This window comes from Ralstonia chuxiongensis (assembly GCF_024158925.1).
GTDB classification, from domain to species: Bacteria; Pseudomonadota; Gammaproteobacteria; order Burkholderiales; family Burkholderiaceae; genus Ralstonia; species Ralstonia chuxiongensis.
Map to the genome: position 1 here is coordinate 245,247 of NZ_JAMYWC010000001.1, position 26,188 is coordinate 271,434.

General features: G+C 63.7%; 20 protein-coding genes and 1 riboswitch. Of the genes, 9 read left to right on the forward strand and 11 right to left on the reverse strand.

Going from position 1 to position 26,188, the window contains the following annotated elements; all coding sequences use genetic code 11:
• Window positions 1–243: 243 nt before the first annotated feature.
• On the forward strand, window positions 244–1,104 hold the full coding sequence (locus NKG59_RS01040) for a sulfurtransferase (protein WP_045203862.1): 861 nt from the start codon (window positions 244–246) through the stop codon (window positions 1,102–1,104).
• A 66-nt stretch (window positions 1,105–1,170) separates the two neighbouring features.
• Window positions 1,171–1,695, forward strand: coding sequence for a hypothetical protein (locus NKG59_RS01045; protein WP_045203861.1), 525 nt, complete (start codon window positions 1,171–1,173; stop codon window positions 1,693–1,695).
• 114 nt (window positions 1,696–1,809) lie between these two features.
• Here NKG59_RS01045 and NKG59_RS01050 read toward each other — a convergent pair whose 3' ends face one another.
• The 8 genes from NKG59_RS01050 to NKG59_RS01085 are packed head-to-tail and all read right to left on the reverse strand — an operon-like array spanning window position 1,810 to window position 13,246.
• Window positions 1,810–2,988: an acetate/propionate family kinase gene (locus NKG59_RS01050; RefSeq protein WP_253534459.1), complete on the reverse strand. Its 1,179-nt coding sequence runs from the start codon at window positions 2,986–2,988 to the stop codon at window positions 1,810–1,812.
• Window positions 2,985–4,430: a bifunctional enoyl-CoA hydratase/phosphate acetyltransferase gene (locus tag NKG59_RS01055; RefSeq protein WP_253534460.1), complete on the reverse strand. Its 1,446-nt coding sequence runs from the start codon at window positions 4,428–4,430 to the stop codon at window positions 2,985–2,987. The genes NKG59_RS01050 and NKG59_RS01055 overlap by 4 nt, the downstream gene beginning before the upstream one ends.
• Before the next feature lie 9 nt (window positions 4,431–4,439).
• Complete coding sequence (locus NKG59_RS01060; protein WP_253534461.1) at window positions 4,440–4,946, reverse strand: hypothetical protein; 507 nt, start codon at window positions 4,944–4,946, stop codon at window positions 4,440–4,442.
• 10 nt (window positions 4,947–4,956) lie between these two features.
• Window positions 4,957–6,108, reverse strand: coding sequence for an ABC transporter permease (locus NKG59_RS01065; protein WP_253534463.1), 1,152 nt, complete (start codon window positions 6,106–6,108; stop codon window positions 4,957–4,959).
• A 12-nt stretch (window positions 6,109–6,120) separates the two neighbouring features.
• Window positions 6,121–8,937: a ribosome-associated ATPase/putative transporter RbbA gene (gene rbbA, locus NKG59_RS01070; RefSeq protein WP_253534465.1), complete on the reverse strand. Its 2,817-nt coding sequence runs from the start codon at window positions 8,935–8,937 to the stop codon at window positions 6,121–6,123.
• Complete coding sequence (locus NKG59_RS01075) at window positions 8,901–9,974, reverse strand: HlyD family secretion protein (protein ID WP_253534467.1); 1,074 nt, start codon at window positions 9,972–9,974, stop codon at window positions 8,901–8,903. Before NKG59_RS01075 ends, rbbA begins: the two co-directional genes overlap by 37 nt.
• Window positions 9,971–11,485: an efflux transporter outer membrane subunit gene (locus NKG59_RS01080; RefSeq protein ID WP_420804008.1), complete on the reverse strand. Its 1,515-nt coding sequence runs from the start codon at window positions 11,483–11,485 to the stop codon at window positions 9,971–9,973. The genes NKG59_RS01075 and NKG59_RS01080 overlap by 4 nt, the downstream gene beginning before the upstream one ends.
• Window positions 11,486–13,246 carry a PHA/PHB synthase family protein gene (locus NKG59_RS01085; RefSeq protein WP_253534469.1) on the reverse strand — a complete coding sequence of 587 codons (1,761 nt, stop codon included), beginning with the start codon at window positions 13,244–13,246 and terminating at the stop codon, window positions 11,486–11,488.
• A 495-nt stretch (window positions 13,247–13,741) separates the two neighbouring features.
• On the opposite strand from NKG59_RS01085, the gene NKG59_RS01090 reads away from it, so the two are divergent.
• Both NKG59_RS01090 and dbpA read left to right on the forward strand, forming a co-directional pair.
• Entirely contained in the window at window positions 13,742–13,927 is a 186-nt protein-coding gene (locus NKG59_RS01090) for a hypothetical protein (RefSeq protein ID WP_024978748.1), read from the forward strand.
• Window positions 13,928–13,941: 14 nt separating this feature from the next.
• Window positions 13,942–15,339, forward strand: coding sequence for an ATP-dependent RNA helicase DbpA (gene dbpA / locus NKG59_RS01095; protein WP_045204036.1), 1,398 nt, complete (start codon window positions 13,942–13,944; stop codon window positions 15,337–15,339).
• Between the two features lie 50 nt (window positions 15,340–15,389).
• Here dbpA and chrA read toward each other — a convergent pair whose 3' ends face one another.
• Window positions 15,390–16,625, reverse strand: a complete 1,236-nt coding sequence (chrA, locus tag NKG59_RS01100; protein ID WP_253534472.1) for a chromate efflux transporter — start codon at window positions 16,623–16,625, stop codon at window positions 15,390–15,392.
• A 130-nt stretch (window positions 16,626–16,755) separates the two neighbouring features.
• Between chrA and NKG59_RS01105 the strand changes: the two genes are divergently transcribed.
• The 3 genes from NKG59_RS01105 to NKG59_RS01115 all read left to right on the forward strand — a co-directional run bounded on the left by NKG59_RS01105 (window position 16,756) and on the right by NKG59_RS01115 (window position 20,519).
• Entirely contained in the window at window positions 16,756–18,138 is a 1,383-nt protein-coding gene (locus tag NKG59_RS01105) for an ethanolamine ammonia-lyase subunit EutB (protein ID WP_253534474.1), read from the forward strand.
• A gap of 20 nt (window positions 18,139–18,158) precedes the next feature.
• Window positions 18,159–18,950, forward strand: a complete 792-nt coding sequence (eutC, locus tag NKG59_RS01110; protein ID WP_253534476.1) for an ethanolamine ammonia-lyase subunit EutC — start codon at window positions 18,159–18,161, stop codon at window positions 18,948–18,950.
• 64 nt (window positions 18,951–19,014) lie between these two features.
• Window positions 19,015–19,120, forward strand: a riboswitch (glycine riboswitch).
• Window positions 19,121–19,265: 145 nt separating this feature from the next.
• Window positions 19,266–20,519 carry a D-amino acid dehydrogenase gene (locus NKG59_RS01115; protein WP_253534478.1) on the forward strand — a complete coding sequence of 418 codons (1,254 nt, stop codon included), beginning with the start codon at window positions 19,266–19,268 and terminating at the stop codon, window positions 20,517–20,519.
• A 67-nt stretch (window positions 20,520–20,586) separates the two neighbouring features.
• Here NKG59_RS01115 and NKG59_RS01120 read toward each other — a convergent pair whose 3' ends face one another.
• The gene (locus NKG59_RS01120; protein ID WP_253534480.1) at window positions 20,587–21,651 is read right to left on the reverse strand and encodes a porin; all 1,065 of its coding nucleotides are present in this window, start codon (window positions 21,649–21,651) and stop codon (window positions 20,587–20,589) included.
• A 121-nt stretch (window positions 21,652–21,772) separates the two neighbouring features.
• Entirely contained in the window at window positions 21,773–23,659 is a 1,887-nt protein-coding gene (locus tag NKG59_RS01125) for a bifunctional sugar phosphate isomerase/epimerase/4-hydroxyphenylpyruvate dioxygenase family protein (RefSeq protein ID WP_253534482.1), read from the reverse strand.
• A 137-nt stretch (window positions 23,660–23,796) separates the two neighbouring features.
• Here NKG59_RS01125 and NKG59_RS01130 point away from each other — a divergent pair, with 137 nt between their 5' ends.
• Together NKG59_RS01130 and NKG59_RS01135 are read left to right on the forward strand one after the other, a co-directional pair.
• The gene (locus NKG59_RS01130; protein WP_253534484.1) at window positions 23,797–24,564 is read left to right on the forward strand and encodes an IclR family transcriptional regulator domain-containing protein; all 768 of its coding nucleotides are present in this window, start codon (window positions 23,797–23,799) and stop codon (window positions 24,562–24,564) included.
• A gap of 231 nt (window positions 24,565–24,795) precedes the next feature.
• The gene (locus tag NKG59_RS01135) at window positions 24,796–26,181 is read left to right on the forward strand and encodes an MFS transporter (RefSeq protein WP_253534488.1); all 1,386 of its coding nucleotides are present in this window, start codon (window positions 24,796–24,798) and stop codon (window positions 26,179–26,181) included.
• Window positions 26,182–26,188: the final 7 nt, after the last annotated feature.

Below are 26,188 nucleotides of genomic sequence, written 5' to 3' on the forward strand. Positions count from 1 at the left end.
GGGGGGTTAAAAGAAGGGGCAATTCCGCACCCGCGCAAACTTTGGTCAGCCACCTGCGGCGCTGCAGGCGGCTGCTGGTCGGCTTGACCATTGGCATGATGCGCAACGTGGCGCGTTGCAGCCGCGCGCCCAGTTGACGGGCATCAATATCGACTTCGCCACAGTGCCTACATTTTCTTCAGGCGCTTGTTTGAAGATTGCCTGCGCCGAAACGCCTTTGTCCATCACACGATGAGGTCGGCCATGCACGAAAGAGTTCTCATGTCTCCTGTCGAGTTGGCGGAGATGATGAAAACCGAGCCACTCGTACTCATCGATACCCGGGACGCGGCCGGTTTTGCCGAAGCGCATTTGCCTGGCGCGGTCAATATCCATGAAATCTTTACTTATTTGGCGACGTCAACGCCGCAAGGCGTGGCGGCATTGCGGCAGGCATTTAGCGAAGCCTTTGGCAAGGCTGGTTTGTCCGGGAAGGAGACAGCTGTTGTCTATGAGCAATCGATGACGACCGGCTTTGGGCAGTCTTGTCGGGGCTACGTTCTGCTCCGCTACCTCGGTTATCCCAGAGACAAGATCAAGGTGCTCCACGGTGGCTTCAGCGCATGGCGCGCGGCGGCGCTACCAAGCACGACAGACGTGCCGGCCCCGAAGCCCGCCGACTTTCCTCTGGCAACGCAAGGAAGCCGCATCCTCGTCGACCTCGACGAGATGAAGGAGGCAGTCGCGGACCCGCATGTCGTAAAGCTCGATGTACGGGACGTGGACGAGTGGATTGGCGAGAGTTCATCGCCCTACGGCAAGGACTTCTGCCCGCGAAAAGGCCGTATTCCGGGCTCGGTCTGGCTTGAGTGGTATCGCATGATGAAGCCGACCCCCACTGGGCAGATGTTCAAGTCACCAGCGGAGATTCTTGCCGAATGCGCGACCGTCGGGATTCGTCAGGAAACCCCCGTCATTGTTTTCTGCTTCAAAGGGGCGCGCGCATCCACAACGTTCGTCGCACTGGAGGAAGCCGGCATCAAGAACGTGCGGCTATATCTCGGTTCCTGGAACGAGTGGTCCCGGGACCCTTCCCTTCCGATCGAAGAAGGATTGCCCTATTGAGAGCCATCGCCATCGCACGCCACCTCACTCAGATTGGCCTTCATATTTCGCTTCAGGAGATACGTGATGAAAAAAGCAGTGTTGCTGACCATGCTTTCATGTGTGGCCATTTCCAGCGCGCCCGTCCTTGCTCAACAGACCACTCCCGCGAACAAGGGCAGTCAAACCGCGCAGACGCAAACAAACGTGGCTGAGTTCGACAAAAAGACGGCGGCTGTTCGAGAGAATATGAAGAAGATGCAGGAAGAAATGGACAAGGCCCGTCAGACCCAGGATCCGAAAGAGCGCCAGAAACTGCTCGACGAACATTGGGCAACGATGCAGAGCACGATGGGCATGATGCGCGAGCTGTGGGGCCCGGGAATGATGGGCGGTCCTGGAATGATGGGTGGCCGTGGAATGCGCGGCGGCCACATGATGGGCGGCGGCCCGATGATGGGGTGGCGAGGGATGGGAGGCTACTACTCGCACCTCACGCCCGAGCAGATGAAGGAACGCCAGTACATGTCGGACCAGTACATGGACCTTCACTACGAGATGATGGAGCAGATGATGCTGAACCATCAGATGTGGAGGCAGATGCCACGGTAATGCTGATTTCCGCAAGCCCATGTCCACTAAGCCAAGTGGACATGGGGCGATGTAGCCCGAGGTTGCGTAACCGTCTGCCGAGCCGATCAGCGGTTTCGCCAAGAAGCCTCATGATCATCGATTGCACTGAACCACATGCCGTGCTGCCACCCACTCCTCGTTTGTAGGCTCCACTGCTACGCGAATCCGGCTCGCTGAACTGGAGATGATCGCCGCATGCGCCTGGTTGGCCGCGTCATCCAGGTCGGCACCCAAATAACCAAGTGCGCCCACAACGCGTTCGCGCAGCACGGCATTGTGTTCGCCAATACCCGCCGTGAAGACCAAGAAATCCAGGCCACCCAGCACGGCCACCAGGGCACCGATCTCACGGACGATCCGGCGCACGTAGAGCGCGAGCGCTGCCTGTGCACGCGGGTTGTCAGCCTCTCGCGCAATCAGCTCGCGCGGGTCGGAAGACAGCCCTGACACCCCAAGCAGACCCGATTCGTGATACAGCACGTGCCCGACCTGTGCAGGGGAAAGATGCTCCGTCTCCATCATGTAGAGCACCGCACCCGGATCAAGCGCGCCGCATCGCGTCCCCATCATCAGGCCATCGAGGGCGGAAAACCCCATGGTTGTGGCTACGCTCTTCAGCCCGTGCATTGCACATAGGCTGGCGCCGCTTCCCAGGTGCGCGACGATGGTTCGCTCGAGTGCGATATCGCCATGCCGTTCCGGCAAAGCGATCGACATGTATTCGTACGACAACCCATGAAAGCCATAGCGTCGCAGACCACGCTCCCATGCCGTATAAGGCAGCGGCAGCATCGTCTCGACCTGCGGCAGCGTGCGGTGAAAAGCGGTATCGAAGCACGCGACCTGCGGCACATCAGGCAAGTCCGACAGAAGCGCCTCGATGGCCTCCAGGGCAAACGGCTGATGCAGGGGCGCCAGAGGAATGTAGCTGCGTAGATCGGACAACACATCGGCGCTCACGCGTACCGGGGCGAAGTATTTGGAGCCGCCATGCACCACCCGATGCGCCACGGCCATCAGCCGGCGGCCGTCCAGCCTGTGCTCGACACGCTGGCGAATGTGCATGAGCGCGGCGTGATATGGCTGCGCACTGTCAAGCTCTAGCGATTGTGTTGGCGCGCCTGCCTCTGTCGCCACGGGGTGCTCGGTGCCGATGCCCTCCACTTTGCCGCTCCACATGGGTGCGCGCGGCAATGGATCCAGGGTGGCATCGAACAACGCAAACTTGATGCTCGACGAGCCGCAATTCAGTACGACGATGCAATCTTTCATGGCGGTAAGTTGCGGTAACGGTGAGCCAGCAAGGTGGCAACGGCACACGACGCGATGCGCGACTCGCGCGAGTCGGCACGGCTGGTCAACACAATGGGCACGCGGGCGCCGAGCACAATGCCTGCGCTGGCAGCGCCGCCCAGGTATTCCAGCTGTTTGGCGAGCATGTTGCCGCTTTCCAGATCGGGCACAACCAGCACATCGGCCTGACCAGCGACTTCCGAAACAATGCCCTTGATACGCGCTGCAGCGGCAGATACCGCGTTGTCGAAAGCCAGCGGCCCGTCCAGCACACCGCCCTCGATCTGACCGCGATCCGCCATCTTGCACAGTGCGGCCGCATCAAGCGTGGCGGGCATGCGCGGGTTCACAGTCTCGATCGCCGCAAGGATCGCCACCCGCGGCCGTTCAACGCCAATCGCATGCGCCAGATCGATGGCGTTGCGGACAATGTCCGCCTTTTGATCCAAGGTCGGCGCGATGTTGATGGCGGCATCCGTCACGATAAACGGGCGCGGATACGCTGGCGACTGCATCAGAAAACAATGGCTGATCCGACGTTTGGTACGCAGCCCTGCCTCCTCGCGCACCACCGCCGCCATCAACTCGTCGGTATGCAGGCTGCCCTTCATCAGCGCCTCTGCCCTGCCCTGCGTGACAAGCTCCACTGCGCGGGTGGCGGCGGCGCTGCTGTGCGGCACGTCTTCGATCTCGATGCCCTTGAGGTCAAGGCCAGCCTCGGCGGCTACGCGCATCAGCTTGGCGTACGGCGCAACAAGGCAAGGCTCGATCAGACCTTCAGCGTGCGCGTCCATCACGGCGGACAGGCTCAGCGCATCGCACGGGTGGACGACCGCCATGCGGATCGCACCAAGAGGCCGTACATGGTCGAGCAAGCGGTGGATCCCATCACTGCCGGTGGTGATACGCACATCCGGCAGTGTGGTGCGCGGACGCTCGATCCGCTCGGTGGGCGCGATGACCTCGGCCTCGCCCGTGATGGCCACCGTGCCGCCGTCGTTTGTACAGGTGCATGCCAGCTTGATCCGCTTTCTTTCCTCCTCCTTGCTGACCACCGTCACGCGAATGGTCAAGGTGTCGCCCACGCGCACCGGTGCGAGGAATTGCAGCGTCTGCCCAAGGTAGATCGTTCCCGGCCCCGGCAAACGCGTGCCAAGCAAAGCGGAGATAAGCGCGCCGCCCAGCATGCCGTGGGCAATCACACCATGAAAACGCGTGGACGCCGCAAACTCCGGATCCAGGTGCTGCGGGTTGACGTCCCCAGACAACACAGCAAAGAGCTGGATGTCCTCCGCCGTGAGCGTGCGCAGAATGGCAGCCGTGTCGCCAATGGCAATCTCGTCAAAGGTGCGATTGCGCACCACGCTCAGATCGCCACCCGGCAGCAGCACCGGCGGTGCAGACAGATGATCGGGGCCCATGTGTGCTCGTCAGGAAGCTTGGTGGAGTTGACCGTTGCCCTTGCCGGGCGCACGTACAGGAGTTGACCGTTCGGGTGCGGAGCGGAGCAATGCATCGCCCGGCACGCCCCACGCCGACAGCATGCCCTGCAGGGCCGTATTGACCGGCATGGCATTGCCTGCCGTGCTCAATGCCCGTACGGAAGCCTGCTGCCATTCCAGCATGACGCGCTGATAATCCGCCACGAAGCTCGATTGGTTAGAGATGGCCGTCTGCAGCACGCCTTGCAGCACATTCATGGTGCGCTGGCTGGTCTGCCAGAATGCGTTGGGCAGCAGCGCTGCAAAGGCGTTCCAGTCTTCGACGCCTTGCAGATCGGCCAGCGCAGACTCGGTGCGAGCAACGTCTTGGGCCAGCAGCTCGGCGCCCAGTTCATACCAGCGCTGCCGTGTTGCCTTGAGCAGGCCCAACGTCTGCAGCGCGAACTTGACTTGCGCCTTTTGGAGCGCGAGAGGAACGTTAGCGGGTGTATCCATGTTGGCTCCTTTAAGCCATCTGGCTGATGGTTTGGCGAAAGCGCGTCAATGATGCGAGAAACAGCACGGTGCCGATTACGCAGATGGCCAGACACTGCGGCCACACGACCTCGAGCCCCGCACCCCGATAGAGAATGGCTTGCGAAGCCGACACAAAGTGCGTGGTTGGTGCAGCGAACATGATGTCCTGCACCACGCTGGGCATGCTCTCGCGCGGGGTGGTCCCGCCCGATAGCAACTGCAGCGGCAGCAACACCAGAACCAACAGCATGCCGAACTGCGGCATGGATCGCGCCACCGTCGCAAGAAAAATCCCCATGGAAGTCGTGGCAAACAGATGCAGCGTCGCCACCAGCATGAACAGCAGGATCGAGCCCTCGATCGGTACATGCAGCGCGCCCTGCACCACACACACCAGTGCAACCAGGGCGGCCACCACCACCACCAGCCCCATCGACCAGACCTTGGACACCATGATCTCGAATGGCGTGACAGGCATCACGAGCAGGTGCTCGATCGTGCCGTGCTCGCGTTCGCGGATGAGCGCGGCTCCGGTCAGGATGATCGACAGCATGGTCACGTTGTTGATGATTTCCATCAACGAGCCGAACCACGTCTGCTCCAGGTTCGGATTGAAGCGCGTGCGCAGCACCAGGTCGACTGGCGTGGCAGGCGCAGCGCGGTGGCGCTGCAGGAACGTATTCACCTCGCCCGCGACGATCTGCTGGATGTAGCCGTTGCCGGTAAAAGCCTGGCTCATGCGCGTGGCGTCGATGTTGAGCTGGATGGACGGTGCGCGGCCGGCCAGCACATCGCGCTGGAAGTTGGGCGGAATGTCGAGCACGAACGTGTAGCGGCCGCTGTCCATGCCTGGGTCCACCTCGGTGAGCGGGATCAGCGCCGGCGTGCGGAAATGCGGTGGATAGAAGCTCGAGACAATGCGCGCCGACAGCGGTGAGCTGTCTTCATCGACGATGGCGATCGAGGCATTGTGCAGGCTTGCCGGCATGGCTGTGGCCGCCACGTAGATCGACACCGTGAAGGTATAGACGATGAGCACCAGCATCATCGGGTCGCGCGCCAGGCTTCGTAATTCCTTGATGCCAAGACGGAAGATGTTGTTCAGGCGAGCGGTGCGGCGATCGATCGGAAGGCTCGGCATGATCTGGCTCTCCTACCTTTCCTGCTTGCGCAGCATCAGCAAGGTGGCGCCCAGGATGAACGGCACCGCCGCCAGGAGTGGCCAGAAGGCGCTGCCCAACGCACCCATATCCAGCGCCTTGCTGAACACGCCCCGGCTGATGGTCAGGAAATGCGTGGCCGGATACACGCGTCCGATCAAGGCCCCCGCCCCTTCCAGCGACGACACCGGATTGAGCAATCCGGCAAACTGCACACAAGGAATGATTGTGCCGATCATGGTGACGAACATGGCCGCGATCTGGCTTTGCGTGAAGGTGGACGCAAACAGCCCAAAACCCGTCGAACACGTCACGAAGATCAGCGCCCCCAGCGCGAGCGTCGCAAAGCTGCCCTTGATCGGCACACCGAACACCGTCACCGCCAGCAGCGCCAGCAAGAAGAAGTTCAGCATGGCCAGCACGATATACGGCGCCTGCTTGCCGAGCACAAACTCCGCACGGGTGACCGGTGTCACGTAGAAATTGATGATGGAGCCCAGCTCCTTTTCACGCACCACCGACAACGCCGCCAGCATCGCGGGAATCATCATCAGCAGCATCGGAATCACGGCGGGCACCATGGCAGGCAGGCTTTTCACGTCGGGGTTGTAGCGATAGCGCGTTTCGACGCTGCTGGGTGTCGCAAGACGCACACCCAGCCGGTGTACAGCCGCATCCGCAAGCCAGAGCTGGTGGATGGCCTGCACGTAACCTCGAACAGTTTCTGCGCGGGTGGGCATTGCACCATCCACCCAGGCGCCGATCTGTACGGCCGCGCCGCGTTCAATGTCGCGCGCAAAGCCCGGTGGGATTTCAATCGCCAGCGACAACTCGCCGTTGCGCATGCGGCGGTCCAACTCAGCGTAGTCACGAATCGGGGGTTTTTCGATGAAATAACGCGAGCCCGCCAGGTTGAGCGTGTAGTCGTGCGAAAGCACGGTCTGGTCGCGATCCAGCACGGCGTACGTCAGGTTCTCCACATCCAGGCTGATGCCGTATCCGATGATGAACATCAGAATGGCCGTACCCAGCAGCGCCAGCGTGGCGCGCACGCGGTCGCGGCGCAGCTCCAGCGCCTCACGCTGCGAATAGCTCAGTGCTCGAGCAAGACTGAAGCGGCGGCGCGCGGGCATGCCGCTAGGCGCACTGGCGGCAGCCGTGCGTACGGGCAGCGGCGCGGCAATCTTGGCGGTGCCCTCAGACGCTTCGGCGGCCTCCTGCAGATAGGCAACGAACGCCTGCTCCAGCGTCTGTGTGCCGCGAGCACGCACCAGCGCCGCGGGCGCATCGCTCACCAGCACGCGGCCGGCATGCATGAGCGAGATGCGGTCGCATCGCTCGGCCTCGTTCATGAAGTGCGTGGAGATGAAGATGGTCACGCGATCCCGCCGGGCGAGGTCGATCATCAGGCGCCAGAACATATCGCGCGCGACCGGGTCCACACCGGAAGTCGGCTCATCCAGGATCAGCAGCTCAGGCTTGTGAACCATCGCCACGGCCAGCGACAGCCGCTGCCGCATGCCCAGCGGCAAGCTCTGGGGCAGGCTGTCGGACACCTCTTGCAGCCCGAAACGGGTCAGCATCTCGGCCGCACGCGACTGCACCTCCGGCTCAGGCACCTGGAACAGGCGCGCATGCAGCACAAGGTTCTGGCGCACGGTCAGCTCGCCATACAGAGAGAACGCCTGCGACATGTAGCCCACGCGCCGGCGTGTGTCGATGTCCTTCGGATCGATCGGGTGACCAAACAACCACGCTTGGCCCTCGCTGGCAGGCAGCAGGCCGGTGAGCATCTTCATGGTGGTCGACTTGCCGCAGCCGTTCGAGCCGAGAAAGCCGAAGATCTCTCCACGACGGATTCGGAAGTCGACGTGGTCGACCGCCACAAAGTCGCCAAAGCGCATGGTCAGGCCGCTCGCCTGCACGGCCACATCGTCTTCTGCACCGGCCACCAGGGGTGGCACCACCACGGCTTGATGACCCTGCCGGCGCGTGAGCGGCAGGAGCGCAATGAAAGCGGCTTCAAGCGAATCGGTACCGGCACGGCTGCGCAGTTCGGCCGGCGTGCCGGTGGCAAGCACCTGCCCCGCATCCATGGCGACCAGCCAGTCGAAGCGCTCAGCCTCTTCCATGTAAGCCGTGGCCACGATCACGCTCATGCCGGGGCGCGCAGCGCGAATATCGGCAATCAAGTCCCAGAACTGCGTGCGCGAGAGCGGGTCAACGCCCGTGGTCGGCTCGTCCAGGATCAGGAGATCCGGGTCGTGGATCAGCGCGCAGCACAAGGCCAGCTTCTGTTTCATGCCGCCCGACAGCTTGCCGGCTGGGCGTGAGAGAAACGCCCGCAGGCCGGTGCTCGACGTGAGCGCATCAATGCGGTGTCGGCGCTCCGCCGCATCGTGGCCGAACAGCCGGCCGAAGAACTGCAGGTTCTCCTCGATCGACAGCGTGGGGTACAGGTTGCGGCCCAACCCTTGCGGCATGTAAGCAATGCGTGGACCGACCGCGGCGCGCGCACGGCGATCGGCCATGTCGCTGCCCAGCACATGCACTGCGCCGTCCTGCAGGGCACGCGCGCCGGCCACCAATGACAACAGGCTGGACTTGCCCACGCCGTCCGGGCCGATCAGTCCGACCATGCACCCGGCGGGCAAGTCGAGCGTGACGCCATCCAGCGCCAGCGTCTTGCGATAGCGCAGGCTCACGCCGGCCAGGCTCGCCACCGGCGGCGCAAGGGGCCCGTCATGTAACGCAGATGGGTCGGCAGAGGTGGTCACTGCGGAACCTTGATCGCCAGGCCGGCCGGCCATTCGGCTTGCCCGTCGAGCTTGAGCCACGCCATGCCGGGCAGGCCAGTCTTCACCAGCTTCAGGTGTTTGCGCAGCAGATCGCGATCGATCTGGGCCTTGACGCGGAACATCAGCTTCTGGCGCTCGCTGGCCGTCTCCACGGTCTTGGGGGTGAATTGCGCAGTGCTGGCCACAAAGGACACGCGCGCCGGAATCACGAATTGCGGCGCGGCGTCGAGCACGATACGCACTTCGCTGCCCATGGCAATGCGGCCTGCGTCCGTCTCCGGCACGAAGAAGGTCATGTAGACGTCGGAAAGATCCACGAGATTGAGCAGGCGCCCGCCACCGGCCAGAACCTCACCGGGCTGGGCGATGCGGTATTGCACGCGGGCGTCGCGCGGGGCCGTCAAGGCGCTGTCATCGATATCCGCCTTGATGCGCAGTACGGTTGCGTCGGCCGCCTTGACGGTGGCACCGGCGCCGGCCACCTGCGTACGGGCGGCCAATACGGCGGCCTGCGCCGCCTCGGCTTGCGCGCGGGCCGCCACAAGCGCGGCCTTGGCGCTGCGCACCCGGGCGCGGTCGTCGTCCAGCTCCTGCATCGACGAGGCCCCTTCGTTCGACAGCGTCTCGGACCGTGTCAACCGCCGTTGCGCGGCATCCAGATCGCTCTCACGCAGGGCGATCTGCGCCAGTGCGGCCTGCCGGTCAGCCTCTCGTACAGCCACCTGGGCCTGTGCACTTGCCACGGCAGAAACCGATTGCTGCCGCCGCGCCTGAGCTTCGTCGCGCTGCGCCTCCAAGGTCTGCACCTGCATGTGCGCAAGCGGCTGGCCGGCCCGCACGAAGTCGCCCTCATCCACAAGGATGTCTTGCACGCGGCCGGGAAGCTTGGTGGCTACGTCGATTTCGGTGGCCTCGATCCGGCCGTTGCCGCTCACAAAGCCCTTTCCGGGCCCGTCTTGCCGCAAGGCCTTCCATGCGAACGCCCCACCGGCGACCACCAAGGCGGCAGCGAGCAGCGCAATCCATCGTTGTCGGGGAGTCGTGGTCATGGTGTTGGTTCGCCCGATACGCGCGGTGGCGGCGTCGGGCTCAGATGGGGTTGCGGATCGGGTGCGGATTCGACAGCTTGCGTGCCGCCGCCCAGCGCCGCATACAGGCCAACGCGGCTCGACAGAAGCGCGCGGCGCACCTGCACCAGTTGCTGCTGAGCGGCAAGCAAATCGCGCTGGGCGTCAAGCACCTCGAGGAATGTCGATGCGCCGGCGTCGAAACGCAGTTGTGACAGCCGAGCGCGTTCGGTCTGCGCTGCTAGCGCGGCCTTCGCAATGTCGAGCTGTTCGGCCACCCACTTGCGTGCGGACAGCGCGTCGGACACGTCGCGGAAAGCGCTCTGCACGGTCTTCTCGTAGGCAGCCACGGCAAGGTCTCGGCGGGCTTCTGCCAAGTCAAGGTTGCTGCGTAGCTTGCCGCCTTCAAACAGCGGGAGGCTGATGCTGGGTGCAAAAACCCAGGCGCGCGTACCGGGCGCAAACAGATTGCCCAGTTCCGGGCTGATCGTGCCGTAAGCGCCGGTCAGGGCCACGCGTGGGAAAAACGCCGCCCGTGCAGCACCGATGCTGGCATGCGCAGCACGCAGGCGATGTTCCGCAGCCACAATGTCCGGGCGCTGCGCCAGCAGGTCGGAAGGCAGGCCCGCGCGTAGCTCCGCCAGCATGCGGTGCTCGTCAAGTGGCTCAGAAACCGGTGGCAAGTCGATCGGCTTGCCGACAAGCAAGGCCAGGCCGTGCGCCTGCGCGTCCCGCGCCTGCTGCAATTGCGTCAACAGCGCCTGCGCCTGGGTCAGCAGGGTCTCGACCTGCGTTTGGTTCAATCGTGAAGTCGCCCCCACTGCCACACGACGCGAGAAGATGCGCAGTGTCTCGGTTCGGCTATCCACGGTTTGCTGCGCCAGCGCGATGCGCTCGTCCAGTTCACGCAATACAAGGTAGCTGTCGGCCACCTGCGCGATCAGCCCAAGCGCTACCGCACGGCGCGCGGCGTCGGAAGCCACATAGCTTTCCAGTGCGGCGTCGTTGAGGTTGCGTACGCGCCCCCAGAAATCGATCTCCCAACTGGAGACACCGGCGCCCACTTGGTATTGCGTTACACGCATCGGCGTGCCGAACGGGCTCAGGTCCGCCGGAATGCTCAGGCGGCTGATGCCGGCCTGCGCGTCGAGGTGCGGAAATATCTCCGCCCGCTGGATGCCAAACGCGGCACGCGCCTCTTCCACCCGCAGCACGGCGGTGCGCAGGTCGCGGTTATTCTCCAGCGCCTGAGCGATCAACGCCTGCAGGCGCTTGTCCGTAAAGTACGCCTGCCAGCCGGTGGCGGAGGCAGACAGGCCATCCCGGCCATCGTCGGCGTCGTAGTGCTGAGCCACGGGCAAGGCAGGTGCCTCGTAAGGCGGCGCCATCGAGATGCAAGCCGACAGGGCCAGCGCAGTGGCAGAGGCCACCATGGCGGCCATACGCGTGCCGGCGTACCTGCCGCATGCCCGGCGTTGTTTCTCCACACGCATCTATTTCTCCAGCACGTAGGTGCCGGGCGCATCGGCCAGTGGCAGCAGTCCGGGTACGCCCATCTTCGGCGGTTTGACCGCTGTAGCGCCCGATGCATGCGCGACCAGCCATGCATCCCATGCTGGCCACCATGAACCGTCGGTGGTGGGGGCCGATGCCAGCCAGTCATCTGGCGCCGCTGATGTCTCGCCGACGTGGCGTGTCTGCATCTGGAACCGCCGATGCGAGTTGGCCGGCGGGCTGACGATGCCGGCGTTATGACCGCCGCTTGTCAACACGAACGTCAGCTCCGACTCGGTCAAGTGATGCAGCTTGTAGACCGAGCGCCATGGCGCCACGTGGTCGGTCAACGTGCCCACAACGAAGATCGGCAGGTCGATGTCGTTAAGGGCCACCGGCTTGCCGTTGACGGGGTAGCGGCCCTCGCTCAGGTCGTCGTTCAGAAACAGATGCCGCAGATACTGGCTGTGCATCCGCGCGGGCATGCGCGTGGCATCGGCGTTCCAGGCCATCAGATCGTTCATGGGTGCCCGATCGCCCAGCAGGTATTCACCCACCACCCTCGACCACAGCAAGTCGTACGAGCGCAGCATCTGGAAGGCTCCGGCCATCTGGCTGGCGCGTAAATAGCCGGTCTGCTCCATCTGCGCTTCCAGCAGACTGACCTGCGCCTCGTCGATGAACAGGCCGAGTTCGCCCGGCTCGCAAAAGTCTGTCTGTGCGGCAAAGAGCGTCATGGATGCCAGCCGCGCATCGCCATCGCGCGCCATGGCAGCCGCGGCAATGGCCAATAACGTGCCCCCGAGGCAGTAACCGGTGGCGTGGACGCGCTGGCCCGGCACGATGGCATTGACGGCATCGAGCGCGGCAAAGACACCGAGCTTGAGGTAGTCATCCATGTCGAGGGTGCGATCGGCCTCGTCGGGATTTTTCCAGGAGATGCAGAACACGGTATGGCCCTGCTCTACCAGATAGCGGATCAGCGAGTTCTGCGGAGACAGATCCAGGATGTAGTACTTCATGATCCATGCCGGCACGATCAGGATGGGCTCGGCCTGGACCTTGCTCGTGGTCGGCGTGTACTGGATCAGTTCGATCAGGCGGTTGCGCAGGACCACCTTGCCGGGAGTGATGGCAACGTCGCGGCCCACCGCAAAGCGTTCAGTGCCGGCGGCCGGCGCGCCGCTCATGGAGCGCTCCAGATCGTCAAGCGCATTGAGCGCGCCACGCACGAGATTGGTGCCGTGCTGTTCAAAGGTCCGGCGCAGAACAATCGGGTTGGTTACCAGTTGGTTGCCCGGTGACATCATGTCGAGCCATTGACGTGCAGCAAAGGCAACCACGTCCTCATGATGTTTGGCGACACCCCACACGCCGCGCGTGGCCGCCTCCCACCATTGTTCGGTCAACAGGAAGGACTGGTGCAATACGTTGAACGGCCACAGGCGCCACTCGTCCGCCGAGAAACGACGGTCGCGGGCCGGCGGCTGGACGCAAAGGCACACGTCCTGAGGGCCGGACGCCATACAGTCCCGGATGTAACGCTCGAGTTGTTCGGCCTGCGTCAGCGCCAGGCGGCACAGATCCAGCCGCTTCCCAGGCGAGACGGCAAGATGCAGCGCCCAATCAAGCAACGCTAGTTGCATTGATGCGAGGGACAGCGAATTCGATGTGCGGGCAAGAGCAGCGTGAAACGGCAGATCGATCGGCAGATCGATCTGTTCTGCAGTCGATGAAGACGGCACGGGGGCGGTGCGCATAGTTGGGGCGTCAAACGATTGCCAATATGCGATCCATTAGATGCCAGCGGCTACCGACCAGACTTGACGCACCTCAAACCGGGACAAGAGCGCGGACTCTAGACAGTGTCAAAGAAATGACATCTGCAGTTTCCTGCCAGTCGTCACAGAGGCTTCGCCCGCGCCTTACGGGCCTAAATGGGTGTGTTAGAGTCCGGCGGGGAAAACGTGACGATCTGCAAGATCGGCCCCATATTTCCATCGCTCCCAACGTTGTACCCGCGAATCTGTTGCACCAACAGGATGCATTGGGCGCATGGCGTGGGCGTCGCGAGACGAGATGACTTCCCCACCTGTCAGGCCAAAATAGCCAAAGGGCAGCGCAATCTCCTACGAACGGCTCGGCAACGCCATTTGTGGTTGAGATATTGATCCGGATTGACATCGGCGCGCTCGCGGCCCCGGCCCACCTGCCTCGTCATCGAGGCGCAACGAACAATCCATTTAGAGAAAATCGTGTTCACTTGCATCAACCAGAGCTGCGGCACGCAGTGGGAGCTGTCCGACGTCGTCATCAAGGATGAGGGCCAAGGGCCGCTGTTCCGCTGTGCGCTATGCGGCGCGCGCAACTATCTCAAACGCGTCGAAACCAAAGACGGCCGGGTCATCTACAAGCAAATCGAAGGCAAGCCGCTCAAGTGATCCAACGCAACGACATGACCATCGAACCAACCGCCACGCCCTTCACCACCCTAGCGCTCGCCCCGGCCGTGCTCGCGAACCTTGCGCAGCTCGGCTACACCGACATGACGCCGATCCAGGCTGCAAGCCTGCCCATCGCGCTTGCGGGCCACGATCTGATCGCGCAGGCAAAGACGGGCAGCGGCAAAACGGCAGCGTTTGCGCTGGCACTGCTCGCACGGCTCGACGCGCGCAGCTTCGACGTGCAGGCGATGGTGCTCTGCCCGACGCGCGAGCTTGCCGATCAGGTTGCGCAGGAAATCCGCCGCCTGGCACGCGCCGAAGAAAACGTAAAGGTACTGACGCTCTGCGGCGGCACACCGATGCGCCCGCAGGCGGCGAGCCTCGAACATGGCGCGCACGTCATCGTCGGCACGCCGGGGCGCATCATGGACCATCTGGAGCGCGGCAATCTCGCGCTCGGCGCACTGAAGACGCTCGTGCTTGACGAAGCAGACCGCATGCTCGACATGGGCTTCTTCGATGACATCGCGACGGTCGTGCGCCAATGCCCGCCTGATCGACAGACGCTGCTGTTCTCGGCGACCTATCCGGAAGGTATTGCGAAGCTGAGCCAGCGCATTCTGCGCAATCCAAAAGAGGTGAAGCTCGAAGAGCGCCACGACGACAGCAAGATTCGCCAGCGCTTCTACGAGGTGACCGACAACAAGCGGCTGCATGCGGTCGGGCTGCTGCTCAAGCACTATCGGCCGGTGAGCACGCTCGCGTTCTGCAACACGAAGCAGCAATGCCGTGACCTGCTCGACGTGCTGCGCGCTCAGGGCATCCACGCGCTGGCGCTGCATGGCGAACTCGAACAGCGCGAGCGCGATCAGGTATTGATCCAGTTCGCGAACCGCAGTTGCTCGGTGCTCGTGGCAACGGACGTTGCCGCGCGCGGGCTCGACATTGCGCAGCTCGAAGCGGTGATCAACGTTGACGTGACACCCGACCCCGAAGTGCACGTGCATCGCATTGGCCGCACGGGCCGCGCCGATGAGAACGGCTGGGCGCTGAGCCTCGCGAGCATGGACGAGATGGGCCGTGTCGGCAACATCGAGCAGGCCCTCGGGCGCGAGGTCGAATGGCACAAGCTCGACGAGCTGGATACCGGCAATGACGCACCGCTGCTGCCGCCAATGGAAACGCTACAGATTCTCGGCGGACGCAAGGAGAAGATCCGCCCCGGCGATGTGCTCGGTGCCCTGACAGGCGACGCCGGCTTTCGGGGCGACCAGATCGGCAAGATCAACGTGACCGAATTCTCGACCTACGTTGCGGTCGACCGCGGCATCGCACGCGAGGCGCTGCGCAAGCTCAACGGCGGCACGCTGAAGGGCAAGAAGGTCAGGGTTCGGCTCATGGACGAATGACCCCCTGCCCCTGCGCAGTTACCGGTTGCCGCTCGTAGGAAGAGCGCGATTCAACCCAGCATGGCAGCGGCAACGCCCGCCGCCGCACAAAACGCCACCACAATCAGCGGTGGCGTTTTCCATCGCGTCAGCAGCAGGAACGCAATCGCCGCGACGGCAAAGTCGCTCCATGACCGCACGGCGCTCGTCCAGACGGGTGTGTAAAGGGCAAAAGCCAGCAATCCAACGACTGCGGCATTCACACCCGCCAGCAGCGCCGCCATGGAAGGACGCGCGCGCAACGCCTGCCAGTAAGGCAGCGCCGCGATGACCAGCAGCAGGCCCGGCAGAAAAATGCCCACCGTGGCAAGCGCAGCCCCGGCCCAGTGATTCAGCCCCGGTCCGATCGTCCAGCCAAGGAAAGCGGCGAAGGTGAACAACGGCCCGGGCACGGCCTGCGCGGCGCCGTAGCCTGCCAAGAAATCGTTCGACGTGACCCAACCCGTCGCGACCGTCTGATGCTCCAGCAGCGGAAGCACGACGTGCCCGCCCCCGAAAACCAACGCGCCCGAACGATAGAACGCGTCGAACACCTTGGCGGGCATCCACGGATGAAGACCTGCAACAACCGGAAGCCCGAACAGCAGCGCGCAGAAGAGCACCAGGCTGACGATGCTCGCCACGTGAGACACGCGGAATGCAGCCCCCTGCTCCGCCCTCGGAGCACCACTCGCCGGACGGGACGATCGGCATAACATCAGCCCCAGTACGGCGCCAAGCACGATCACGACAAGTTGCGCGTAAACGGTCGTCAACGCGCTGAGCACGGCGATGCTGATCAGCGCGATACCTGCGCGCTGCCAGTCAGGACAAAGCTTGCGCGCCATGTCCCACACGGCCTGCGCCACCACCGCAACGGCAACCAGCTTCAAACCGTGGATCAGGCCCGCGCCAATCGGGCCGCCCAAGCTCGGCGCGAGCATCGCAAAAACCAGCAGCAGCAAGACGGAGGGCAGCGTAAAGCCGCACCATGCTGCCAACCCGCCACGCCATCCCGCCCGAAGCAGCCCGACGGAAAACCCCACCTGGCTGCTGGCAGGCCCCGGCAGAAACTGGCAAAGCCCGACAAGGTCGGTGAATGTTGCGTCGTCCAGCCAGCGGCGGCGCTCCACGAGCTCGCGCCGGAAGTAGCCGATATGTGCGACCGGCCCACCGAAACTGGTGAGACCCAGCTTGAGAAAGACCGCCAGCACTTCCATGGCAGAGCCCGCGTGATGTGTGCGGGACGGTGTGGCGGATGCGGTCATTTGCGGGCGAGATCGACGTTTGGGAAGCGCGTATTAGAACATTGCCGCCGTGGCATAGAAGGCAACTAAAGTGGCAGGATAGGCATCGCCGTCACCGTCACCGTCATTGGACGCTTCCGCGTATCCCATCATGCACTTCGCTCAGGCCATTGGCGCGCAGCGCTATGTGTTCAACGATCTCAAGACGCTCCTGGCCAAAGCCAGCCCGGCGCGCTCCGGCGACTATCTGGCGGGCCTGGCTGCTGCCAGCGAAGGCGAGCGCATGGCCGCGCGCATGGCGCTGGCAGACGTGCCGCTGTCGGCGTTCCTTAACGAAGCGCTGGTGCCTTATGAGGAAGACGAGGTCACGCGCCTGATTCTTGATCGGCACGACGCACAGGCCTTCCGGCCGATTGCCTCGCTCACGGTGGGCGAGTTCCGCAACTGGTTGCTCCTGCATGAGACGGACAGCCAGACGCTGGCAAGCGTCGCGCCCGGCATCACGCCCGAAATGGCCGCCGCGGTCAGCAAGCTGATGCGCAATCAGGATCTGATTTCCGTGGCCCGCAAGTGCCGCGTGGTCACGCGCTTTCGCAACACCATCGGCTTGCCCGGCCGATTGTCAGTCCGGCTGCAGCCCAATCACCCGACGGACGACCCCAAAGGTATTGCCGCGTCGATCATCGATGGCCTGCTCTATGGCTGCGGCGATGCGACCATCGGCATCAACCCTGCGGGCGACAATCTCGGTGCGATCGTATCGCTGCTGCAATTGGTCGATGAACTGCGCAATCGCTACGCCATTCCCACGCAGTCGTGCGTGCTGACCCACGTGACAAACACACTGCGCGCCATTGACCAGGGCGCGCCGGTTGACCTGGTGTTTCAATCGGTGGCGGGCAGCGAACAGGCCAACGCGGGATTCGGCATTAGTCTTGCCTTGCTGGCCGAGGCGCATGACGCGGCGCAGGGCCTGGCGCGCGGTGCGGTCGGCAATAACGTGATGTATTTCGAGACCGGCCAGGGCAGCGCGTTGTCGGCCAATGCGCATCACGGCGTCGATCAGCAAACCATGGAGGCGCGTGCCTATGCGGTGGCGCGGGCGTTCTCGCCGTTGCTGGTCAACACGGTGGTCGGTTTTATCGGTCCGGAGTATCTCTACGACGGCAAGCAGATCATCCGCGCGGGGCTGGAAGACCACTTCTGCGGCAAGCTGATGGGCCTGCCCATGGGCTGCGACGTCTGCTACACCAACCACGCTGAAGCCGATCAGGACGACATGGATACGCTGCTCACGCTGTTTGGCGTGGCCGGCATCCACTTCATCATGGGCGTGCCGGGCGCCGACGACATCATGCTCAATTACCAGAGCACCTCGTTTCATGACGCACTCTATCTGCGCGACACGCTGGGCCTGCGGCCGGCGCCGGAGTTTGAGGCGTGGCTGCAAAGCATGGGTATTGTCGACGCCGCTGGGCGCCTGCAAGACGCCACGGCGCGGCAGCCGCTGCTGCAGTTGGCCCACGCGCTGTGAACCCCGTTGGATATCCGCACATGCCGAAACACACGCTCGTTCAGCCGAATCCGTGGACACACTTGCGTGCCTTTACCGACGCACGTATTGCGTTGGGCCGCGCCGGCAACAGCCAGACGACCGACGCCGTGCTCGCGTTTGGCGTGGCACATGCCCAAGCGCGCGATGCCGTGCACTTGCCGCTCGATAGCACGGCGTTGTCGGCCGCGCTTGGGCAGGCGGGCCTCACGGCATTGACCGTGCACAGCGCGGCAGCTGACCGCGCCCAGTATCTGCGCCGTCCAGATCTCGGCCGCCGGCTTGACGATGCCAGCCGAGTAAAACTCGGCCCGTTGCGGCCAGCGCAGCCCTTCGACGTTGTCTTTGTGATTGCTGACGGGCTTTCCGCATTGGCGGTGCAAAGCCACAGCGTGCCACTCCTGTGCTGCGTGCGCGATCGTCTGCCGCGCGACTGGTCCATCGGCCCTGTTGTCATCGCCGGGCAGTCTCGCGTGGCGTTGGGGGATGAGATCGGTGCGTTGCTTGGTGCGCGGCAGGTGGTGATGCTGATCGGTGAACGGCCGGGGTTGAGTTCGCCTGACAGCCTGGGCATTTACCTGACCTACGCGCCGCGCGTCGGTTGCTCCGATGCGCAGCGCAACTGCATCTCGAATGTGCGCCCGGCAGGGCTGACTTATGACCAGGCAGCGACCCGGCTGGTGTTCCTGCTCAAAGGCGCGCTGGCGCTCGGTCGCAGCGGCGTGGACCTGAAGGACGACACGCCATCCATCGCCTCCGGTACATCCCGACTTGCCGAACGCCACGACCCGTGACACACTCCCTCCCGCTGCCCACACCGGCAGCACGCAGGCGCGGCTGACGCACCAACGACAGCTGCAACACGCCGCAGGAGAGACCGGGCTTAACGCGCACACGCGCAACGCCCGGCGCCGATGGAGCAACCACCCCGGAAACTCTCAGGCAAAAGGACTGTGGCGTCGACTGCGAATCTGGAGAGAGGCGTGCACGCGTGCGCCCACCGAAGGGGATGGCGCCAGCGCTGCTGACGCCCAAGCTCTCAGGTCCCGAGACAGATGGGGTGAGCCGACCGGATCGTCCGGTCATGACATCACTCCATAGGGACCGCCATGACGCACATCGTCATCGTCGGCGCCGGCATATCCGGCGTCACCACTGCTTACACGCTCTCGCAACTCGGCTATCGGGTCACGGTGCTCGACCGCCACTTGTATCCGGCCATGGAAACCTCGTTCGCCAACGGCGGGCAGCTTTCCGCCAGCAACGCTGAAGTCTGGAACAGCACCGGCACGCTGCTCAAGGGCATCAAATGGATGCTGCGCAACGACGCCCCGCTCCTGCTCAATCCCAAGCCGTCCTGGCACAAATACTCGTGGATCGGCGAGTTCGTCGCTAGCATCGCGCACTACCGCCGCAACACCATCGAAACCACGCGCATGGCCATCGAGGCACGCAAGCATCTGTTTGCGATGGCCGAACGGGAACAAATCGATTTCGATCTGCAGAAGCGCGGCATTCTGCACGTCTATCACGACAAGGCGAGCTTTACGGCCGCAGGCAAGGCCAACGCCCTGCTCGTCGCCGGCGGGCTTGAGCGCCACGCCGTGAGCCCCGAAGACATTGCAGCCATCGAGCCCACACTGCGGGGCAACTACTACGGCGGTTATTTCACAGAATCCGACGCCACCGGCGACATCCACAAGTTCACGCGCGGTCTCGCGCAGGCGTGCGAAAAGCGCGGTGTGCGCTTTGTGCAAGGCGTGGATGTGCGCGATGTGCAAACCAGTGAAGGCGGCGTTCGTCTCTTGCTGCAAACCACGCTGGATGACCGCCTTTCCACCAGCGAGGCGAATGTCGTGCAGGACATTGCCGCCGACGCGATGGTCGTGTGCGCGGGCGTGGGCAGCCGGCATATCGCGCAAATGGTGGGCGATCGCATCAACGTGTATCCGGTCAAGGGATATTCGATCACGGTGCACCTGGACGACGAAGCCAGCGTGCAAGGCGCGCCGTGGGTCAGCCTGCTCGATGAGAGCGCGAAGATCGTGACCAGCCGCCTCGGCGCTGGCCGCTTCCGCGTGGCGGGCACGGCGGAGTTCAACGGTTACAACCGCGATATCCGCGCGGACCGCATCGAGCCCCTGGTGGCCTGGACGCGCCGCAACTTTGCGATTGGCACGTCGCGCGTGGTGCCGTGGGCGGGCTTGCGCCCGATGATGCCGGACATGATGCCGCGCGTCGGCCGTGGGCGGCATGGGCGCGTGTTCTACAACACGGGCCACGGGCATCTGGGTTGGACGCTATCCGGCGCCACCGCCGCAATGGTGGGCGACGTGATCGCGCGCGACTGCCCATTGCATTGATCGCAGCAAAAGAAAAAGCCCGCCGAGACTCTGGCGGGCTTTTTCATTGCGAGAGCGATCGGAGCGATCAGAACTTGTGCCGCACGCCCAGCATGACGCCCAGGCGCGAGTTGTTGCCATACGTGTTACCCGAGTTGTTGAACGCGGCCGCGCTATTCAGCGCAATCCAGGCGCCCTGCAGGCGGGTGTAGTCAACTTCGGCGTAGACGTCGGTGCGCTTGCTGAAGGCGTAGTCGAGCATGCCGGCGGTGGTCAGGCGCTTGCCGCTCGCGTCGAGATGCTTCATCCAGTCATATTGCACGGTGCCGATGAAACTCAGTGCGCCGGAGATCGGCACCTTCGCGCCCACATAGGCGGCTTGGTTCTTGTAGTCGGCCACGTCGAGGCGGCTGTTTGTATAGCCCAGGTACCACGTGGCAATCGAGGTATCAAGCTTGCCGCCAAAGCCCCAGACCGTCTGCTTGCTCGCCAGCGCAGCCGGCACCGCACCGAAGAACGCTGATGACACATCGCGCGTGACCTGATACACCGCGCCCACTTCAGCCGGGCCCATGCTGTAGACGATCGAGCCGGCGCCGGCCGAACTCTTGCTGAAGCTGCCCGCTGCCTCGCCAAAGGTCCATGCGCCGGCAAGTTGCAGGCCGCCGAACGATTTGATGTATTTGACCGTGTTGTCGTAGCGCAGGCCGGTGTAGTTGCCGCCTTGATAGCCGACGATGGAATTGTTGGCAAACGCCATCGCCTCGTATGAAGACAGGACCTCGTGCGCCAGCGTGTATTGCCGGCCGAGGTAAAGCTTGCCGTAGTCGCCTTCGAGGCCGACCACTGCGGTACGCCCGAACAGACGTCCGCCCTGCTGGCTGCCACCGGTATCGGGGGAGAAGCCCGATTCCAGGATGAACATGGCCTTGGTGCCGCCGCCCAGGTCTTCCGTGCCGCGCAAGCCCCAACGGCTGCCGGTCAGCACACCGTCTGTCATCTGCAGATTGCTGTTGCCTGCCGCATTTTCGTGCGTGCTGTAGCGGATGGTGGTGTCGATCAGCCCGTAGAGCGTGACACCGCCGGCGGTTTGCGCCGCCGCTGGCAGGCTCGTGGCTCCGAGCACCAGTGCGGCAATCATTGTCTTGTTCATGGCTCCCTTGTCTCCTCTTTGGTGTGATGGGTATGGATGTGCGACGGCCGCACGCGCAGCCGCGGTGTTGCGTGGATAGCGCCCATGGCCGCACAACCGTGAGCGCAAGATTTCTCGTGTCTCAGTGGTCAGCCGAAGTGGTGGCGCCGCGGCTCAGTTGTGCCTGCACAGCCATGCGCACGGCAGCGTTTGCTGCGCCGTAGCCCAGGTAGCCGTTGCGCTGGACAAGCTCGAAGAAGAAGCGCTCGCGAAAGGGTTCGGTGTAGGCGTGCAGAAAATCGCCGTGCGGGTCGCGGTCGTAGAGAAGACCGTCGTCGTGCAGGCGGGTGAGCAGCGCGTCATCCAGCCCAAGTCGGGCGGCAACGTCGTCGTAGTAGTTCTCTGGCACGTGCTGTAGGCAGGCCGCGCCACGGTCAATGGCCTCAATGGTCTCGAACAGCCGCTCAGTGCGGAATGCAATGTGATGCACCCCCGAGCCCGCGTAGGCCGTGATGAACCTGCCCGTGGCCGTGCGCCCACTTTCCGATACGTTGAGCGGAATCCGCACGTTGCGGTCCGGGCTCACCATCGCCCGGCTTTTCACGAGGCCGTACGGATCGGCAATCTCCTGTACGGCTTCGGCGTGCATGCCAAAGACGGCACGGTAGAACAGCACAAAGCTGTCGAGCCGGTGCGCGGGCAGCGCCTGCGCAACATGGTCAATCGATGCCCAGCCTGCTGCATCGTCTTGCACGCCAGGATGCAAGACAAAATCGCTTTCATAGATGCTGCGATCGGCCTCGCGATCGTCGATCAGATAGAGCAGCGTGCCATCGGGTGCGCGCAGCGCGGGAATGCTGCGCTCAGTCGGCCCCACGGGCCCGCGCCACTCCTGGGCGCACAGCTCACGTGCGCGTGTCATGGCGCGCTCGGCATCGTCCACCTTCAGGCCGATCGCACAGACAGACGGCCCGTGCAGCTGGAAGTGCTCCGACGCGGCGCTGTCCTGCTCCATGTTCAGGATCACGTTGACGCCGCCTTGCCGATACAGGTCAACCGCCTTGGAGCGATGGTGCCCCGCAAGAATAAAACCCAGCGCACGCAGGCGCGTTTCAAGTTCCCGTCCTGCCGCCGCGTCCACCGCAAACTCCAGAAAATCCACGCCTTCAAATTGAGCAGCCGCAGGCAGTTCCGCACCGCCAGCTTCGGACTCCAGCCAGCGCAGCGAACGCATGCCGTCCAGCGCCGTGAGCCGCGCCGGTGCAGAGCGGAATTCGTCATTGAAGACTTCAAGCGACAAGGGCCCCGTATAGCCCGCAGCAAGCAAGTCGCGCGCAAAGTCCGTCACCGGAAGGTCACCCTGCCCCGGGAAATTACGGTGATGCCGGCTCCAGGACAGTACGTCCATCGACAACTTCGGGGCGTCTGCAAATTGCACGAAGAACAGCTTGTCTGCCGGTACGTCGTGAATGCCATCCAGCGTGTCGCCCAGCGACAGCGTATGGAAGCTGTCGAGAATCAGCCCGAGCGCCGGGTGGTCAGCCTGCCGCACAATCTGCCACGCCTGACGCCAGGTCCGCGTGTGCCGCCCCCAGGCCAGTGCCTCATATCCCACGCGCAGCCCGCGCCGTGCCGCTGCTTCTGCCATCTGGCGCAGATCGTCTGCCGAGCGCGCAGGATCGTCGATGGCGATGTCCTGCACGTTGCTGCAGACGAGCACCATCTCGACGCCCAGCTCGGCCATCACGTCGAACTTGCGCTCGGCGCGCGCCAGGTTACGGGCGAGCAGTTCGCCGGGCATTGCCTCGAAATCGCGGAAGGGCTGGTACAGCATGATCGCCAGCCCAAGTTCCGCCGCCATTTGCCGCACGCGCGCCGGCGATCCGTCGAAATTCAACAGGTCGTTTTCGAAGATCTCGACGCCGTCAAAGCCCGCGGCGGCCGCGGCTTCCAGCTTTTCAGGCAGCGTGCCGGACAGGCACACCGTGGCGATGCATTTGGGGCGACGTGCTGGGTGAAGCGAGTTCATGGCGATACGGTGGTCGAACGTCAAGCAATGCCCGCAGCGTAGGAGCGCCCCAACATGCCGACAAGCGGCATTCGCGCAACAGCGTTCGATGATCGTACAATCATGCGCACATATCGCTCGTTTTTAGGGTTATCGCCATGACGAAGGAACCGCTGAACCGGCGCGACTGGATCGCTGGGCTGGAAAAAGGGCTCGCCATCTTGGAGGCGTTCGACCACGAGCACCCGCGCCTGACGCCCACCCAGGCCGCCGAGTTGACCGGCCTCACCCGCACGGCCGCGCGCCGCTATCTGCTGACCCTCGAACACCTGGGCTACCTCACCAGCGAAGGCACGCTGTTCAGCCTGACGCCGCGCGTGCTGAAGGTGGGCTGGTCGTACTTCGATTCGGCGCGCCTGCCGCGCACGGTGCAGCCCTTCCTGCAGCAGGTGACTGCCGCTGTGGGCGAGGTGGCGTACCTCAGCGTGCTGGATGATTGGGAGCTCGTTTTCATCTCGCGCACCAGCACCAGCCGGGTCATGAGTACCGGATTCGTGCTGGGTGCGCGCGTGCCGGCGCCGCTCGCCTCGGCCGGCGTGATGATGCTGGCCGCGCAACCCGAGCAAAAGGTCAAGGTATGGCTGGAGACCTGCGTGCTGACGCCCTACACGCCTTACACGATCCTGCAGCGGGACCGCCTGTTCGATGAAATCCGCAAGGCGGGCCGGCAGGATTACGCCGTGGTCGAACAGCAATTGCAGATTGGCGTGCGTGGCGTGGCGGTGCCGTTGCGCGATCGGCATGGCAACGTGATTGCCGCGCTGAGTGTGAACATGCAAGTCGGCGAGGAAACAACGGAGCACGCCTTGCAGCGTGTGCTGCAGGTACTGCAGGACACCGCGCTTTCGATCATGCGCGTGCTGTAGCGCGCCACGCACGTCCGTTGCACCAAGACCTCGCGCTTTGACAGACATATGAACTCGGAGAAACCCTTGACTCGTACGTTATTCGCACCACGTTGTGCGATTATCGAACGAATTTAATCAGCAGTCGCTTGTGCCCCGCCCTGGCGGCGGACTACGCTGCGTTGCGTGTACAGACGGCCCTTCATCGAACGAATCGCACGATAGGCCGCACAGATAAAACCGGAGACAACCATGACCGCAGCCCCTGCCCATGAACCCCTGGGCAAGCACCAGTCGAAGAAAGCCGCCGCCAGCGGCTGGATCGGCTCGGCGCTCGAGTACTACGACTTCTTCATCTACGCCACCGCCGCAGCGCTGATCTTTCCGCAGATCTTCTTCCCCAAGGGTGACCCGAAGACGGCCATCATCGCCTCGCTGGCGACGTACGGCGTGGGTTATATCGCGCGGCCGATCGGCGCGTTCGTGCTGGGCCATCTGGGCGACACGCACGGGCGCAAGAACGTGCTGCTCTGGTGCATGTTCCTGATGGGTTTTTCGACGATTGCCGTGGGCCTGCTGCCCACGTATGACCAAGTCGGTCTGTGGGCTCCCGCATTGCTGGTCATCATGCGCTTGATCCAGGGCTTTGCCGTGGCCGGTGAAATCTCGGGCGCCAGCTCGATGATCCTGGAGCACGCACCGTTTGGCCGGCGCGGGTTCTTCGCGAGCTTTACGCTGCAAGGCGTGCAGGCCGGGCAGATCCTGGCGGCCGCCGTATTCCTACCGCTGGCGCACTACATGCCCGCCGACCAGTTCAACGCCTGGGGCTGGCGCATTCCGTTCGTTCTGAGCTTCGTCGTCATCATCGCCGGCTACATCATCCGCCGCGAAGTGCACGAAACCCCCGCGTTTACCGCTGAGCAACAGCAACAAGGCCGCCCGCGCTCCCCCGTGATCGACGCCTTCAAATACAGCACGCCCGACATGCTGCGCGTGGTCTGCATGGCGCTGATGAACGTGATTCCGGTGGTGGCGACCATCTTTGGCGCCGCCTATGCGGTGCAGCCGGCTTACGGCATCGGCTTTGCCCAAGACATCTACCTGTGGATTCCGGTGGTGGGCAACATCGTTGCAGTGCTCGTCATTCCATATGTTGGTGACCTGTCCGACCGCATCGGCCGCAAGCCGCCGATCGTGATCGGTTCGCTGCTCGCTGGCCTGCTCGCCTTTGCCTACCTGTACGCCATCAGCATCAAGAACGTGCCGCTCGCCTTCGTCATCTCGATTCTGATGTGGGGCGTGGTCTACCAGGGCTACAACGCGGTGTTCCCGAGCTTCTATCCGGAATTGTTCCCGACGCGCACCCGTGTGTCGGCCATGGCAATTTCGCAGAACGTCGGCACGGCTATCACCGCCATGCTGCCGGCCCTCTTCACCGCCGTGGCACCGCCGGGAGCCACCAACATCTGGCTGACCGTGGGCGCCATTGCCTTTGGCGTCACGGTGATTGCCGCCGTGGCCGCCATGACCGCACGCGAGACCTACCGCATTCATATGGACGAGCTGGGCCAGCCAGCCGCCCAACCCGTCGACAAGGCCGAATATGCCCGCCAGCGGGCCGGAGCCTTGGCCGCCTGAAACACGC

What these genes read in the sequence shown, in the direction of transcription:
- dbpA (WP_045204036.1), top strand. Translation starts at nt 13,942, where the DNA reads ATGACCATCGAACCAACCGCCACGCCCTTCACCACCCTAGCGCTCGCC.
- chrA (WP_253534472.1), bottom strand. Translation starts at nt 16,625, where the DNA reads ATGACCGCATCCGCCACACCGTCCCGCACACATCACGCGGGCTCTGCC.
- NKG59_RS01120 (WP_253534480.1), bottom strand. Translation starts at nt 21,651, where the DNA reads ATGAACAAGACAATGATTGCCGCACTGGTGCTCGGAGCCACGAGCCTG.
- NKG59_RS01130 (WP_253534484.1), top strand. Translation starts at nt 23,797, where the DNA reads ATGACGAAGGAACCGCTGAACCGGCGCGACTGGATCGCTGGGCTGGAA.
- NKG59_RS01045 (WP_045203861.1), top strand. Translation starts at nt 1,171, where the DNA reads ATGAAAAAAGCAGTGTTGCTGACCATGCTTTCATGTGTGGCCATTTCC.
- NKG59_RS01085 (WP_253534469.1), bottom strand. Translation starts at nt 13,246, where the DNA reads ATGCGCACCGCCCCCGTGCCGTCTTCATCGACTGCAGAACAGATCGAT.
- NKG59_RS01080 (WP_420804008.1), bottom strand. Translation starts at nt 11,485, where the DNA reads ATGCGTGTGGAGAAACAACGCCGGGCATGCGGCAGGTACGCCGGCACG.
- NKG59_RS01115 (WP_253534478.1), top strand. Translation starts at nt 19,266, where the DNA reads ATGACGCACATCGTCATCGTCGGCGCCGGCATATCCGGCGTCACCACT.
- rbbA (WP_253534465.1), bottom strand. Translation starts at nt 8,937, where the DNA reads ATGGCCGGCCGGCCTGGCGATCAAGGTTCCGCAGTGACCACCTCTGCC.
- NKG59_RS01055 (WP_253534460.1), bottom strand. Translation starts at nt 4,430, where the DNA reads ATGGGCCCCGATCATCTGTCTGCACCGCCGGTGCTGCTGCCGGGTGGC.
- NKG59_RS01050 (WP_253534459.1), bottom strand. Translation starts at nt 2,988, where the DNA reads ATGAAAGATTGCATCGTCGTACTGAATTGCGGCTCGTCGAGCATCAAG.
- NKG59_RS01040 (WP_045203862.1), top strand. Translation starts at nt 244, where the DNA reads ATGCACGAAAGAGTTCTCATGTCTCCTGTCGAGTTGGCGGAGATGATG.
- NKG59_RS01065 (WP_253534463.1), bottom strand. Translation starts at nt 6,108, where the DNA reads ATGCCGAGCCTTCCGATCGATCGCCGCACCGCTCGCCTGAACAACATC.
- NKG59_RS01125 (WP_253534482.1), bottom strand. Translation starts at nt 23,659, where the DNA reads ATGAACTCGCTTCACCCAGCACGTCGCCCCAAATGCATCGCCACGGTG.
- NKG59_RS01060 (WP_253534461.1), bottom strand. Translation starts at nt 4,946, where the DNA reads ATGGATACACCCGCTAACGTTCCTCTCGCGCTCCAAAAGGCGCAAGTC.
- eutC (WP_253534476.1), top strand. Translation starts at nt 18,159, where the DNA reads ATGCCGAAACACACGCTCGTTCAGCCGAATCCGTGGACACACTTGCGT.
- NKG59_RS01135 (WP_253534488.1), top strand. Translation starts at nt 24,796, where the DNA reads ATGACCGCAGCCCCTGCCCATGAACCCCTGGGCAAGCACCAGTCGAAG.
- NKG59_RS01075 (WP_253534467.1), bottom strand. Translation starts at nt 9,974, where the DNA reads ATGACCACGACTCCCCGACAACGATGGATTGCGCTGCTCGCTGCCGCC.
- NKG59_RS01105 (WP_253534474.1), top strand. Translation starts at nt 16,756, where the DNA reads ATGCACTTCGCTCAGGCCATTGGCGCGCAGCGCTATGTGTTCAACGAT.